The organism is Sphingomonas phyllosphaerae FA2 (assembly GCF_000427645.1).
Lineage (GTDB): Bacteria > Pseudomonadota > Alphaproteobacteria > Sphingomonadales > Sphingomonadaceae > Sphingomonas > Sphingomonas phyllosphaerae.
The window spans coordinates 743,777-757,771 of record NZ_KE386571.1 but is presented as its reverse complement, the minus strand read 5'-3'; the positions used below and the strand labels follow the sequence as shown (position 1 = coordinate 757,771).

The window sequence follows — 13,995 nt, the reverse complement described above, 5'->3', positions numbered from 1 at the left end:
CGCGCCCGGATACCGGGAGATTTGCGACATGGACGATCAGGGCACCACGCGCCGCACCATTTTGGGCGGCGCAGCCGCGGCCGGACTTACTTTCGGCGGCGCGGCCAGCGCGGCGGCACAGGCCGGCGCAGGTCCGGCCGCTCCGGTCCCGCTCCGCGATCCGCGGACGAAATACACCAGCCAGCCCTTCCCCGAGCAGCGCCAACCTTGGCCCGCGCTGCAGGGCAAGATGACCCCACGCCCGGACAGCGGCGAGACCAGCTATCGCGGCTCGGGCCGACTGACCGGGCGCAAGGCACTGGTGACGGGCGGCGACAGCGGGATCGGTCGCGCCGCCGCGATCGCCTTCGCGCGTGAGGGCGCGGACGTCGCGATCAATTACTATCCGACCGAAGAACCCGACGCGCGCGAGGTCAAGGCGCTGATCGAACAGGCCGGGCGAAAGGCGGTGCTGCTCCCCGCCGACATCCGGACCGAGAAAGCCTGCACGAAATTGGTCGCCGATGCGGTGCGGCAGCTCGGCGGGCTCGACCTGCTCGTCAACAACGCCGCCTATCAGCAGAGCAAGGCCGACATCTCCGAGATCAGCGACGAGCAGATGGTCCGCACCTTCGAGACGAATATCTTCGCGATGTTCCGCATCGCTAAGGCAGCGATCCCGTCGATGCCACCGGGCTCGGTCATCATCAACACCGGCTCGGTCAACAGCTATGACCCGGGCGAGGAACTACTCGACTACGCCAGCACCAAGGGCGCGATCCTGATCTTCACCAAGGGCCTCGCCAAGCAGCTCGCGAAGAAAGGCATCCGCGTCAACATGGTCGCGCCCGGCCCGATCTGGACACCATTGCAGGTCGCCGGAGGGCAGTTGCCGGGCAAGATGGGAGAGTTCGGGCAGGACACGCCGATGGGTCGCGCCGGCCAGCCCGCGGAACTGGCCCCGCTCTACGTCGCGCTGGCGGAAGACGGGACGAGCTTCTCGACCGGTACCGCTGTGGGCGCGCATGGCGGCAAGGGGAATCCGTAACCACTCCGTCATTGCGAGCGTAGCGAAGCAATCCCGGGTTCCACGCGACGCCCTGGATTGCTTCGCTGCGCTCGCAATGACGTTAAAGCGGCAACCTCACTGACCCAGATCAAATCACGGCGTTTCCACGGAACGCCGCTCCCCGACCGGCCATTGACGGCGCGACAGGAAAGGAGCCGCCATGGCCGATGACGCCCCGCTCGCCGCCGCGAAACACGACAAGCCGACCGCGCTTGCCGCCCGCGCCGTCACGATCAACCAGCCCGTTGCCGAAGTCTACTCACGCTTCCGCGACTTCGCCGCCTGGCCCGCGTTCATGGAGAATGTCGTGCGCATCGACGTGCACGACGAGCGCCGCTCGCACTGGGTCGTCAAGGCACCCGGCGGCAGCAACGTCGAATGGGACGCGCGGATCACCGAGGAAGTCCCGGGCAAGCTGCTCGCGTGGGAAAGCGAGCCTGGCGCGGAAATTCCCAACCGCGGCCACGTCGAGTTTCGTGACGCTGGCGCACGCGGCACGGTGATCGTCGCGACGATCGACTATGACCCGCCCGCCGGGGTGATCGGCAAGGTCATCGCCAAGATGTTCCAGCGCGAACCCGCGATCCAGGCGCGCCGCGATCTGCGCCGCTTCAAGCAGCTGCTGGAAACCGGTGAGATCGCCACCCCCGCGATGAACGCCAAGCAATTCGAGGAGATGGGGCTGTGAAAGCGATCGCCTGGCACGGCAAGCACGATGTCCGCGTCGATACCGTCGACGATCCCGGCATCGTCAACCCGCGCGACTGTATCATCAAGGTGACCTCGACCGCGATCTGCGGCTCGGACCTCCACCTCTACGATGGTTACATCCCGACGATGCAGTCGGGCGACATCCTCGGCCACGAATTCATGGGCGAGGTGGTCGAGGTCGGCGCGAAGTCGACGCTCAAGAAGGGCCAGCGCGTCGTCGTGCCGTTCACGATTTCGTGCGGCAGCTGCTACCATTGCACCAAGCAGCAATATTCTGCCTGCGACAATGGCCTGCCCGCCGACAATCAGGATATCGCGCAGGAACTGTACGGTCAGCCGATGGCCGGGCTGTTCGGCTACAGCCACATGACCGGCGGCTATGCCGGGGGTCAGGCCGAATATGTCCGTGTGCCGTTCAGTGACGTCGGCCCGATCGTGATCCCCGACGGGGTCGAGGACGACAAGGTGCTGTTCCTCTCCGACATCCTGCCGACCGGCTGGATGGCGGCGGAGAATGCCGACATCGAGCCCGGCGACACGGTTGCCGTATGGGGCTGCGGCCCGGTCGGGTTGTTCGCGATCCAGTCGGCGTTCCTGATGGGGGCCGAGCGCGTGATCGCAATCGATCACTTCCCCAACCGGCTCAAGCTGGCCGCCAAGTTCGGCGCGGAGACGATCAACTTCGAGGAAAGCGCGGTCTATGAGGCGCTGATGGTGATGACCGGCGGGATCGGCCCCGATGCGGTGATCGACAGCGTCGGGCTGGAGGCGCATGGCTTCTTCGTCGACAACGTGCTGGACCAGATCAAGGTCTCGACCTTCACCGGCACCGACCGTGCGCACGCCAACCGGCAGGCGATCATCGCGTGCCGCAAGGGCGGGCGCGTGTCGATGCCGGCGGTCTACGGCGGGTTCGTCGACAAATGGCCGCTCGGGGCGTTCATGGAAAAGGGTTTGCAGCTCAAGACCGGGCAGACCCACGTCCAGCGCTACCTCCCCGCGCTACTGACCGCGATCCTCGAAGAGAAGATCGACACCACCTTCCTGATCTCGCATCGCATGCCGCTCGAAAAGGGACCGGAGGGGTACAAGATGTTCCACGATCAGCAGAATGACGTGACGAAGATCGTGCTCAAGCCGGGGATGAGCTGAAAACGCCGCCCGTCGCCAACCTCCCATCCGTTCGTGCTGAGGAGGCATTGAGCCTGTCGAAATGCCGTCTCGAAGCACCGGTCCTTCGAGACGAGGCTTCGACAAGCTCAGCCTCTCCTCAGGACGAACGGTTGGGGTGTACCCGTTGAAGGAAATCCATCATGCCCAACAAATTCGCGATCATTACCGGTGCCTCCACCGGCATCGGCTTCGAACTCGCCACGCTCGCGGCGAAGGATGGCTATGACATCCTCGTCGTCGCCGACGAGCCGCTGATCGACGCCGCCGCCGCTGACTTCAAGCAATTCGGCACGCAGGTCACGTCGGTCGAGGCAGACCTGTCGACGATCGACGGCGTCGACCGGCTGCTCGCTGCCGCGGAAGGCCGCCCGATCGACCTGCTCTGTGCCAATGCCGGCAAGGGGCTCGGCCGCGGGTTTCTCGATCAGGACGTCGCAGAGTGGCGGCGCGTGGTCGATACCAACATCACCGGCACGCTCTACCTGCTCCAGAAGGTGCTGCGCCAGATGACCGAGCGGCATCAGGGCAAGGTCCTCGTCACCGGCTCGATCGCCGGCTTCATCCCGGGCAGCTTCCAGGCGGTCTACAACGGCACCAAGGCGTTCGTGGACTCCTTCACCGACGCATTGCGCGACGAGCTGAAGGATCACGAGGGGATCACACTGACGACGTTGATGCCCGGCCCGGTCGACACCGAATTCTTCGATCGCGCCGACATGATGGACACCGACGTCGGCACCTCCGACAGCAAGTCCGATCCCGCCAAGGTCGCGCAAGACGGCTGGGACGCGCTGATGGCGGGCAAGCATTCGATCGTGTCGGGCTGGAAGAACAAGCTGCAGGTCGCCGCCGCGCACATCCTCCCGCCCGAGGTCACCGCACACCAGCACCGCAACATGGCCGAGCCGGGCACCGCGAAGAAGTAAGCGCAGCCTGTGCCGTCATTGCGAGCGTAGCGAAGCAATCCAGGGCGTCCTGATCCGGCCCTAGATTGCTTCGCTCCGCTCGCAATGACGAAGTGGTTTGCGTAGTCAGCTCAATCCCCCGCGAACGTCCACCCGGAGATCGCTCGCTCGCGCTCGTTGACCAGCATCGCCCGGCCAGCGGGCGGTGCGGAGCGCTGCGGACACGCCATCCGGTGACACCCCCGGCACCCCAGCCCGACCGGCGTCGCAGCGCCGGTCAGGTCGAGCCCGCGCGCCGCCGCGACCGACCCTGCCACCTCCGCCGGCACTCCGAGCGCGATCGCAAACGCACTCTCCACCCGGTTCGCCCCCGCGCCGATCGCCGCGCCGGCCACCGCCACCGCCAGCGTGAACCAGCGCGCGCCATCCTCCAGCTCCAGCAGCTGCGGCACCACGCTGCCCGGCCGATCGAACGCATGGTGGACACGCCATAGCGGGCACCGCGTCTCGCCCGCCAGCAGCGGCGTGTTGCTCGCGCCCGCAAAGCGCTTCGACACCTGCCCGGCACGATCGACCCGCAGCAGGAAGAACGGCAGCCCGCGCGCACCGACGCGCTGCAAGGTCGTCAGCCGGTGCGCGACCTGCTCCAGCCCCGCGCCGAAGCGCCGCTGCAACAGCTCCAGATCATAGCCGCTCGCCTCGCACGCGCGCAGGAACCGCGCATAGGGCATCATCACCGCCGCCGCGAAATAGCTCGACAGGTGCCGCCGGAACAAACGCTCCGCCACCCGGTCCAGCGACGCGCCGCGCACCAGCGCGTCAATCTCCGCACGCGCCTCGATCAGCCCGCACTGCACCGCCAGCGCAAAGGTCCGCGACCACGGTACAAGCCGCTCGGCGAGTTGCACCTGCCGCGCGTGAAGGTCGACGCGAACGAGATGATCGGGCAGCGCTTCGACCGGCAGGATGCGGATCGCAAGTCCGTGGCGGACGCGCAGCCGCTCGACCAGCGCGCCATACAGGTCCGCGCCGACCAGCCGCAGCTCGTCGGCGAGCGTCTCGGCCGCGGCGTCGAGATCGGGGAAGTGGTTGCGCCAGCGCTCGATCTCGCGGCGCACCGTGATCGCCGGGTCGTCGAGGACCGGTGCGGCCGCACCGCCCTGCCCGCGGTCGAAGGCGCGCGCGAACGCTTCCGCCCCGCCCGGCGCGGCGGCGAGCCATTCCTCGACCTCGCTGCGGTCGACCTCCAGATCGGCGAACAACGGGTCGGCCAACCGCCGCCGGATCGCCTCCGCGCCACCCCCCGGCTCGCCCGCTAGCAAAACGCGCGGATCGAAGTCGAACCGGTCGGCAAGCGTCACCAGCAACCCGGCCGGGACCGCACGCTGGTTGCGCTCGATGAGGTTGAGGTAGCTGGGCGAGATCGCGAGCATCTCCGCCATCGCCGCCTGCGTCAGACCATGGCGGCGTCGCAGCCGTCGTATCGCGTGCCCCGCGAGCAGCTTGTCCCGGCTCACCCCGCTCTCCTGTAAATTCCTTTACAACATGACGGCACTTAGCGGCAGATACCGGACGAAGCGACACGAATTGCATGTGAATTGCTGACGACGCGCGCACCGATAGTCCTACGATGCTTTCATCATCCATCTCGACGGAGCGATCATCATGCCGCACACCGAACCGCAGCGCAGCCGCGCGGTCTTCTCGACCGAGGACTTCGGGCTGATGAAGGAAGCGGTCGCGCATTACGTCCGGCAGATCGCCGACGATCCGCGCTCGTCGAAATTCTCCAACCTGTACCACCGCCTCGGGCGGCTCGGCTGAGAGGACCGCCATGACCTATCAGGACACAGTTGCCGCCTCCGGCCGCACGATTGCACACGCCGGCCTCGGCTGGCACGGCATCCAGCCCGAGGCGGTGGCGCGGATGCGCTTGCAGAACCGCTTCCGCACCGGCCTCGACATCGCGCGCCATACCGCGGCGGTGATGCGGCGCGACATGGCCGCCTATGATGCGGATCCCAGCGCCTATACTCAGTCGCTCGGCTGCTGGCACGGCTTCATCGCGCAGCAGAAGATCATCAGCATTCGCAAGCATTTCGGCACCACCAAGGGGCGCTATCTGTACCTTTCGGGCTGGATGGTCGCCGCGTTGCGCAGCGACTTCGGCCCGCTCCCCGACCAGTCGATGCACGAAAAGACCGCGGTGCCGGCATTGATCGAGGAACTCTACACCTTCCTCAAACAAGCCGACGCACGCGAGTTGAGCCTGATGTTCCGCGACATCGACGCGGCGCGCGCGGCGGGTAACGAGGTGGAGGCGCAGCGGTTGATCCACGCGGTCGATCAGTACGAAAGCCATGTCGTCCCGATCATCGCCGATATCGATGCCGGCTTCGGCAATGCCGAGGCGACCTATCTGCTCGCGCGCAAGATGATCGAGGCCGGCGCCTGCGCGCTCCAGATCGAGAACCAGGTCTCCGACGAGAAGCAATGCGGTCATCAGGACGGCAAGGTAACCGTGCCGCACGAGGACTTCCTCGCCAAGATCCGCGCCTGCCGGTACGCCTTCCTCGAACTGGGCGTCGAGGACGGGATCATCGTCGCACGGACGGATTCGCTGGGTGCGGGGCTGACCAAACAGATCGCCTATTCGCGAACCCCGGGCGACCTCGGCGACCAGTATAATTCGTTTCTCGACGCCGAACCGGTCGATGCACCGGCACCGGGCGACGTTTTGATCGAACGCGACGGGCGATTGTTGCGCCCGCGGCGGCTCCCGTCGAACCTTTTCCAGTTCCGCAGCGGCACCGGGGAGGATCGGTGCGTGCTCGATTGCGTCACCGCATTGCGTCACGGCGCGGATTTATTGTGGATTGAGACCGAACGCCCCGACATCGCGCAGATCGCCGGCATGGTCGACCGCATCCGTGCAGAAGTGCCCGACGCCAAACTAATCTACAACAACTCGCCGAGCTTCAACTGGACGCTCAACTTCCGTCAGCAAGTCTACGATCGGTGGCACGCGGAGGGACGGGATGTCGCCAATTACCAGCGCGCACGACTGATGGACGCTTGTTACGACGACACCGCACTGGCGGTGGAGGCCGACGACCATATTCGCACCTTCCAGCGCGATGCCGCGGAGCGCGCAGGAATCTTCCACCATCTCATCACCTTGCCGACCTACCACACCGCCGCGCTCGGCACCGACCTGCTGGCGCGCGACTATTTCGGCGCGGCGGGGATGCTTGGCTATGTCAGGAACGTGCAACGCCGCGAAATTAGGGAGGGAATTGCGTGCGTGCGCCACCAGAATATGTCGGGCAGCGATATCGGCGACGATCATAAGGAGTATTTCGCTGGTGACGCAGCGCTCAAGGCCGGTGGCGCGCACAATACGATGAACCAGTTCGCGGCTTGACCTCTCTTTGAACTCAAATCGGCGACTTTTCGTCGCATTGTAATATTACTGCCGTTGCATGATGCGGTGCGGCATGAGAATAGCCGAACGCCTCGAGGGAGATGGTAAAATGAAGAAGTTTCTGATGGCGGCTGCGGTCGCTTCGCTCGCCACCGTTCCGGCGGTTGCGGCTCCGGTCAACTCGGCTGCCAGCCTGTCGGTTGCCAAGGCGGCGCGCGCGTCGGCTCCGACCGTGAAGAAGAACGAGCTGGCCGGTGGCGGTCTGATCGTTGCAGCGGTTGCGGCAGCGGCGGTGATCGCCGGCATCATCATCATCGCCGACGATGGTGACGATTCGGACAGCAACTAAGCTGCTCTGAGGCGACGGAAAGGGGGGAGCGACGCCGGCGTCGCTCCCCCCTTTTTTCGTATGCCATCCTCGCCGACCTGATCGGAGGCCACCCTTGTTGCGAGGCTGACGAAGAAGCGCGAGGCCGGAGGAAATCCGGGGCGGCGATCAAAACGGCTGGTTTATCCTGCCGCGACCGCCGGCACCGGCGGCGGCGCTTCCCGCCCGGCGTCGGTCACGAACACCCCGGCCCGCGCTGCCCGCGCGCCCCAGCGTTCGCTGGCGGTCCATTGCACGATCAGCGGCGACAACAGCAATCCGGCGGTGACCGGCGACAGCCACAGCGCCGCCGACGGCATCAGCGGCGACAGCGCCAGCAGCACCACTCCCACTCCCATATGCCAGCGATAGCGCGGCAGGATCGCGGACATCGGCAACCCGTCGACGCGGCGGTTCTGCGCGTGCCATTCCGCCTTGCGCTGCGTGGCGATGCCGATCAGGTCGATCGTTTGCGTCAACGCGATCCCCGGCGCGGCGAGCGTCGACAGCGGCACGTCGACCAGCACAGAGCGCAGGATGCACCCCACCCCGCCCAGCGCCTGCCGCCGATGCGCATCGGTCAGCGCGTGGAGGATGCCCAGCAGCTTAGGCCCGAAGAGCAACGCGAGCGTCAACTCCAGCACTATTCCCGACGGATCGCCGGACATCAGCCCCGGCTCTCCGCGCACCGCCTGCACCACGCTGACCGCGATCAGCAACAGCCACAAGGGCGAGGCGAGATACCCTGCCGCACCCAGCAGCAGTTGCAGGCGGTTGATCCAGTGGAATCCCGACGCCCCCAGCAGCGCCATGTGCTGGAGATTGCCCTGCGCCCAGCGTCGGTCGCGCACCCCGGCGTCGATCAGCGTCGGGGGATATTCCTCGAACGTCTCCTCGGTCATCACCATGTGGACACGCCAGCCGCGCCGCCGCAGCAGCGCCGCCTCCACGACGTCGTGGCTCATGATCGTGCCCCCGAACGGCGGCGCGCCCGGCAATACCGGCAGCCCGCAACTGTCGGCAAACGCTCGCACGCGGATCAGCGCATTATGCCCCCAGAACGTCGCCTCCGCGCCCGACCACCACACCAGCCCGGCGGTTGCTGCGGGGCCGTAGATGCGGCTGGAAAACTGCATCCAGCGCTGGAACAGCGTAGAGGCGCCGATCACCTGCGGCACCGTCTGGAGCAGCGCAACGCCGGGTCGCCGGTCCATGATCTGCGTCATGCCGACGATCGTCTCCCCACCCATCAGGCTGTCGGCGTCGAGCATCAGCATGTAATCGTAAGCCGCGCCATGCGCGCGGAGCCAGTCCGCGATATTGCCCGGCTTGCGCCCGACATTCTCGACACGGCGGCGATAGAAGATCGCGCAGTCAGATCGCTCGGCCAGCGCCTGCCACGCCGCAACCTCCGCGGCCTCGTTCTCCGCGGCAGAGTCGCTCAGGATGAAGAAGTCGAACGCGCTGCAGGTGCCGGTATGCGCCAGCGCCTCGGCCATTTGCGCCAGCCGCCCGCACACTTCGCCGATATCCTCATTGTGCACCGGCATCAGGATCGCCGTGCGGCCCTTCAGCGGCTCGGACCAGCGCGGCATCGGCGTGAAGCCGGGGTGCAGCCCGGTCGCCAGCACGATATAGCCGACGACGGTGTTGATGAACCCGAAGGCGAGCAGCGCGAACAGCGGAAAGAACACCGTCAGCAACAGCATGTCGCTGATCGTCAGCCCGTCGGTCAGCACCGACTCCTTGAGCGTCGTCGATGCCGCGAGCGCCAGCACCAACGTCAGCAGCACCAGCAAGGCGCGCCGCGCGAAGATGTCGGCGCCCGATCCGATCGCACCATCGAACGGGTCGGGTGCGCGCGCGGGCGGCGGCGGTCCGTCGAACCGCTGCTCCGGCATCTCGAGCGGCGCGGGCGCGGGCAAGCGGGGATGCGGATGGCTCATGGTCGGTAGAGCGGCACCAGCAGCGTCTCGCTGAGCGCCGCATCGCCGCGCTTCAGGAACAGCCGCACGTCGGCGGGCCCGTTCGCCTCCGGCGCGATGTCGGCGGTGACGCGCCAGCGGTTGCGCTGGCCAACCACCGGGTAGGCCGCACTCTCCAGCAGCTTGCCGCGCGCAACGCCGATCTCGGCGCTGACCCCGCTCTGCCGCGTCAGTCCGGCGAGCCCATCGCCGACGAAATCGGCGACCAGCTTCACCGCGCCCGCGATCGGCTCGACGCCGGGTCGCCCTGCGCTGCCGGTCCAGCTGTCGACGACATGCGCGACACGGTCGACCGTCGGATCGTCGCCACCCCACGTCAGCCGATAGTCATAGGCGAGCCGCTGCCCCGCGCGCACCGGCGCACCCGGCGTCCAGAAGCACACGACATTGTCGGTCGTCTCGCCCGCAGTCGGGAAAGCGTAGAGGATGACGCGCCCGCTGCCCCACTGCCCACGCGGCTCGATCCACAAGTTCGGGCGGCGATCGTAGAACGCGCCATCATCCTGATAATGATCGAAATTGCGGTCACGCTGCAGCAATCCGAACCCGCGTATATCGTCCGCCGCGAAGCTGTCGGTGGTCGGCTGCGCCGGGTTGCGCAGCGGCCGCCACACGCGCTCGCCACCAGCCGTGCGCATCGCCAGACCATCCGAATCATGGATCTCGGGCCGCCAGTCGCCCGCGGTCTTGTGGCTGCGGTCGTCGTACCAGAACATGCTGGTCGCGGGCGCGATGCCCAGCCGTGCGACCGGCTTGCGCAGGAACAGCACCGACGACACGTCCTGCACCACCGCCTTCGGGTGACGCGAGACGAAGCGATAGGCCCCGGTCAGGCTCTCTCCGTCGAGCAGCGCATAGATCGTGTACCCACCGTCGCCGACCGCCTCGATCCAGAATTCGGTGAAGACCGGAAATTCTTCCTTCTCCAGCCCGGTATCGATCGCGACCCCGCGCGCCGACAGGCCATATTGGTCGAGCGCCCCCGCCGAGCGGAAATAGGATGCGCCCATATAGGCGAGCCAGTCGCTGTCCTTGCCCTGCTCCATGACGCGGAACCCCGCGAAGCCCGGCGCGGGCGTGACGCCCGGCTTGGTCTCGAACAGCGACGGCGCATAGTCGACTCGGGTCGCGCGACCATTCGCGACGGTGTTTAGCGTGACTGGCACCGGCGCGTATTTGCCGAGCGGGAACGGGCGGATACCGCCCGCCAGCGTCTTGTCGGCGCGGTAACGGATCCCGCCGACCGCGTCATAATCCAGTGCAGCGGCCGCCGCGACCGGCGGAACCGCGCGATACGGTTGCCTGGCCAGCGCCTCCGCACGTTGCTGAAGCATCGCCCATGAAAAGGGCGTCGAGCTACCCCCGCGCGTTTGCGCCCGGGCCAGCGCCGGCCAGAGCGCCGCAGCGCCCGTCGCCAGCATCGCATCGCGTCGGCTGATAATCGTCATGGCTGCGAAACAAGCTAGGCTAGCGATTGTTGCAACGCAAAACGCCCGCGACGCACCGCCGCGTGCGCGCGACGGTCAGACCGACACCGCCGCCTTGATATGCGGCTGGGCCTCATAGCCGGTCAGCACGAAATCCTCCGGCTCATACGCATCGATCGACGCCGGACGGCGAGCGATTGTCAGAGTCGGCAGCGTGGTCGGGGTGCGCGCGAGCTGCATCTCGGCCTGTTCCAGATGGTTGAGATAGAGGTGGCAATCGCCGCCGGTCCAGATGAACTCGCCGACGTCCAGATCGCATTGCTGCGCCAGCATGTGCGTCAACAATGCATAGCTGGCGATGTTGAACGGCACGCCGAGGAAGATGTCGGCCGAGCGCTGATACAATTGCAGCGACAACCGCCCGTTGGCGACATGCGTCTGGAACAGGCAGTGACACGGGCTGAGTGCCATCGCGTGCAGCTCACCGGGGTTCCACGCGGTGACGATCTGCCGCCGCGATGCGGGCTTAGTGCGGATTTCTCCGATCAGCGCGGCGATCTGGTCGATATGCCGCCCGTCCGCCGCCGCCCAGTCGCGCCATTGCTTGCCATAGACCGGGCCGAGATCGCCGTTCGCGTCGGCCCACTCGTCCCAGATGCTGACCTTGCGCTCCTGCAACCAGCCGACGTTGGTGTCGCCGCGCAGGAACCACAGCAGCTCGATGATGATCGAGCGCAGATGGAGCTTCTTGGTGGTGAGGACCGGGAAGCCCTGCGCCAGATCGAAGCGCATCTGGTGCCCAAAGACGCTGAGCGTGCCGGTGCCGGTCCGGTCGTCCTGCCGCACGCCCGAATCGAGCACGCGGCGCATGAGGTCGAGATATTGCTGCACGGTCTGGGTGGTAGCGCGGCGCGGCAGGTCGCGCCACTGTCCGCGCGGTCGGGAGGCGTGGCCAACCCCTGACCGTCATTCCCGCGAAGGCGGGAATCCAGACGCGCAGGTTTGGCGATAGAAGCGCAACGTCCGAGGTTCTGGATTCCCGCCTGCGCGGGAATGACGAAACCTGCAGATGATGAATTGTCAGCCGCTCACTTCATCCGGCAAGCAACGATCTCCGCCGGATCGGGGCGCCGCCCCGCCGCGCGGAAGGTCACCAGATATCCGCCCGCCGACCGCAACTCCTGAAACCCGACCTGCGCGTACCCCACCGCCGCGAACTCGCAGCGCAGCAGCCGTGGCGGCGTCCCGTGCTGCTCGGTCGGGCGGTCGGCATCGACCACCACCACCAGCCCGTCGCGGCGCAGTGACGGCCGCATCCGCCACAGGAATTCATACGGCTGCTCGATCTCATGATACATATGCACCATGAAGATCCGGTCGAAGCTGTTGTCGGGCAGCCGCGGATCGGCGGGCTGCCCCAGCCGCACGCTGACATTGTCGAGCCGCTCGCGCGCGACGCGCTCGGCCAGCGCCTCGTGCACCGCCGGCACCACGTCCTCCGCCAGCACGCGGCCGTTCTCGCCCACACGCGCCGCCAGCCGGATCGTGTAATAGCCCTCGCCCGCGCCGAGGTCGGCGACGGTCATCCCCTTGCGGATGTCGGCGAGATCCATGACGCGCCCCGCCTCGCCGAGCCGGTCGCGCGTCTCCTCGTTCGACCAGCGCGGCGAGACGATGTTCGCGATCGGGCGATCGGCGGCCGGGAACGGCCCCGGCTCCTTGGTCTTGTGCTCGATCAGCGGCTTGGACCCGTCGCACGCCGCCAGCAGCAGCAAGGCCACCGCCGTCAGGGCGAGCACGGGCGCGCGCGTCGCCACTTAGTCGACGTCTTCCACGACCACCGCCTCGCCGCTGACACGCTGCGACAGCGCCGCGGCCATGAAGTCGTCGAGATCGCCGTCCAGTACGTCGCCGGGTGCGGTGCTGGTCGCGCCGGTGCGCAGGTCCTTCACCAGCTGATACGGCTGGAGCACGTAGCTGCGGATCTGGTGGCCCCAGCCGATGTCGGTCTTGGTCGCGTTCTCGGCATTGGCCACCGCCTCGCGTTCGGCCAGCTCACGCTCGTACAGCCGCGCGCGCAACTGATTATACGCCTCGGCCTTGTTCTTGTGCTGCGAGCGCTGGTTCTGGCACTGCACGACGATCCCGGTCGGCAAGTGCGTGATGCGCACCGCGGAATCGGTGGTGTTGATGTGCTGACCGCCTGCGCCCGACGCGCGATAGGTGTCGATTCGCAGGTCGCTCTCGTTGATCTCGACCTCGATATTGTCGTCGATCACCGGATAGACCCACACGCTCGAAAAGCTCGTATGGCGGCGCGCGGCGCTGTCGTACGGGCTGATCCGCACCAGCCGGTGCACGCCGGATTCGACCTTGGCATAGCCATAGGCGTTCTCGCCCTTGACCAGCAGCGTCGCGCTCTTGATCCCGGCCTGCTCACCCGCGTGATAGTCGATCAGTTCGACCTTCATGCCGCGGCGTTCGGCCCAGCGCGTGTACATGCGCTGGAGCATCCCGGCCCAGTCCTGGCTCTCGGTGCCGCCCGCGCCGGCGTTGATCTCGATATAGCTGTCGTTGGCATCCGCCTCGCCGGCCAGCAGCGCCTTGACCTTGTCGGCCTGCGCGCGGTCGGCGAGCGCCTTGAGCGCGGCGACGCCCTCGTCGGCCATCTCGGCATCGCCCTCCGCGTCGGCCATCTCGATCAGCTCGGCGGTGTCGGACAGCTCGCGCTCGATGTCGCGCGTCGCGGTGATCGCCTCGTCCAGCCGACGACGCTCGCGCATCACCGCCTGCGCTTCCTTGGGGTTGTTCCACAGCGCCTGATCCTCGACGCGCGCGTTGAGTTCGTCGAGGCGACGCAACGCGCGGTCCCAGTCGAGGAAACGGCGCAGCAGCGCCAGCGCCTCGTTGATGCTGTCGACATGGGCCTGCGCTTCGGCGCGCATAAATTTACTC

The 13,995-nt window shown here is 66.9% G+C and carries 13 protein-coding genes; 7 read left to right on the top strand and 6 right to left on the bottom strand.

Features of this window, described 5'->3' with window-relative positions; genetic code table 11:
* Window positions 1–28 precede the first annotated feature (28 nt).
* The 4 genes from SPHPH_RS0104010 to SPHPH_RS0103995 all read left to right on the top strand — a co-directional run bounded on the left by SPHPH_RS0104010 (window position 29) and on the right by SPHPH_RS0103995 (window position 3,858).
* Window positions 29–1,027 carry an SDR family oxidoreductase gene (locus SPHPH_RS0104010; RefSeq protein ID WP_028965526.1) on the top strand — a complete coding sequence of 333 codons (999 nt, stop codon included), beginning with the start codon at window positions 29–31 and terminating at the stop codon, window positions 1,025–1,027.
* Between the two features lie 181 nt (window positions 1,028–1,208).
* On the top strand, window positions 1,209–1,736 hold the full coding sequence (locus SPHPH_RS18885) for an SRPBCC family protein (protein WP_037488067.1): 528 nt from the start codon (window positions 1,209–1,211) through the stop codon (window positions 1,734–1,736).
* The gene (locus SPHPH_RS0104000) at window positions 1,733–2,911 is read left to right on the top strand and encodes a zinc-dependent alcohol dehydrogenase (RefSeq protein ID WP_028965525.1); all 1,179 of its coding nucleotides are present in this window, start codon (window positions 1,733–1,735) and stop codon (window positions 2,909–2,911) included. The genes SPHPH_RS18885 and SPHPH_RS0104000 overlap by 4 nt, the downstream gene beginning before the upstream one ends.
* Before the next feature lie 161 nt (window positions 2,912–3,072).
* Window positions 3,073–3,858: an SDR family NAD(P)-dependent oxidoreductase gene (locus SPHPH_RS0103995; RefSeq protein ID WP_028965524.1), complete on the top strand. Its 786-nt coding sequence runs from the start codon at window positions 3,073–3,075 to the stop codon at window positions 3,856–3,858.
* A 110-nt stretch (window positions 3,859–3,968) separates the two neighbouring features.
* Here the strand turns inward: SPHPH_RS0103995 and SPHPH_RS0103990 are convergent, their stop codons facing one another.
* A complete protein-coding gene (locus SPHPH_RS0103990) occupies window positions 3,969–5,354 on the bottom strand; it encodes a helix-turn-helix domain-containing protein (RefSeq protein ID WP_028965523.1) in 1,386 nt (461 codons plus the stop codon).
* A gap of 148 nt (window positions 5,355–5,502) precedes the next feature.
* Between SPHPH_RS0103990 and SPHPH_RS21375 the strand changes: the two genes are divergently transcribed.
* From SPHPH_RS21375 to SPHPH_RS0103975, 3 genes are all read left to right on the top strand, one after another.
* A complete protein-coding gene (locus SPHPH_RS21375; RefSeq protein WP_202900634.1) occupies window positions 5,503–5,661 on the top strand; it encodes a hypothetical protein in 159 nt (52 codons plus the stop codon).
* 10 nt (window positions 5,662–5,671) lie between these two features.
* Window positions 5,672–7,261: an isocitrate lyase gene (locus tag SPHPH_RS0103980; RefSeq protein ID WP_028965521.1), complete on the top strand. Its 1,590-nt coding sequence runs from the start codon at window positions 5,672–5,674 to the stop codon at window positions 7,259–7,261.
* A 109-nt stretch (window positions 7,262–7,370) separates the two neighbouring features.
* Window positions 7,371–7,610, top strand: coding sequence for a hypothetical protein (locus SPHPH_RS0103975; RefSeq protein ID WP_238302877.1), 240 nt, complete (start codon window positions 7,371–7,373; stop codon window positions 7,608–7,610).
* A gap of 161 nt (window positions 7,611–7,771) precedes the next feature.
* On the opposite strand, the gene mdoH is transcribed toward SPHPH_RS0103975, so the two are convergent.
* The 5 genes from mdoH to prfB all read right to left on the bottom strand — a co-directional run bounded on the left by mdoH (window position 7,772) and on the right by prfB (window position 13,985).
* Complete coding sequence (gene mdoH, locus SPHPH_RS18880; protein WP_051272819.1) at window positions 7,772–9,574, bottom strand: glucans biosynthesis glucosyltransferase MdoH; 1,803 nt, start codon at window positions 9,572–9,574, stop codon at window positions 7,772–7,774.
* Window positions 9,571–11,061 carry an OpgD/OpgG family glucan biosynthesis protein gene (locus tag SPHPH_RS0103965; protein ID WP_037488060.1) on the bottom strand — a complete coding sequence of 497 codons (1,491 nt, stop codon included), beginning with the start codon at window positions 11,059–11,061 and terminating at the stop codon, window positions 9,571–9,573. The genes mdoH and SPHPH_RS0103965 overlap by 4 nt, the downstream gene beginning before the upstream one ends.
* 75 nt (window positions 11,062–11,136) lie before the next feature.
* Complete coding sequence (locus tag SPHPH_RS0103960) at window positions 11,137–11,931, bottom strand: thymidylate synthase (protein ID WP_028965518.1); 795 nt, start codon at window positions 11,929–11,931, stop codon at window positions 11,137–11,139.
* 197 nt (window positions 11,932–12,128) lie between these two features.
* The gene (locus SPHPH_RS0103955; RefSeq protein ID WP_028965517.1) at window positions 12,129–12,839 is read right to left on the bottom strand and encodes a class I SAM-dependent methyltransferase; all 711 of its coding nucleotides are present in this window, start codon (window positions 12,837–12,839) and stop codon (window positions 12,129–12,131) included.
* An 18-nt stretch (window positions 12,840–12,857) separates the two neighbouring features.
* On the bottom strand, window positions 12,858–13,985 hold the full coding sequence (gene prfB / locus SPHPH_RS0103950; RefSeq protein ID WP_028965516.1) for a peptide chain release factor 2: 1,128 nt from the start codon (window positions 13,983–13,985) through the stop codon (window positions 12,858–12,860).
* Between the last annotated feature and the right edge of the window lie 10 nt (window positions 13,986–13,995).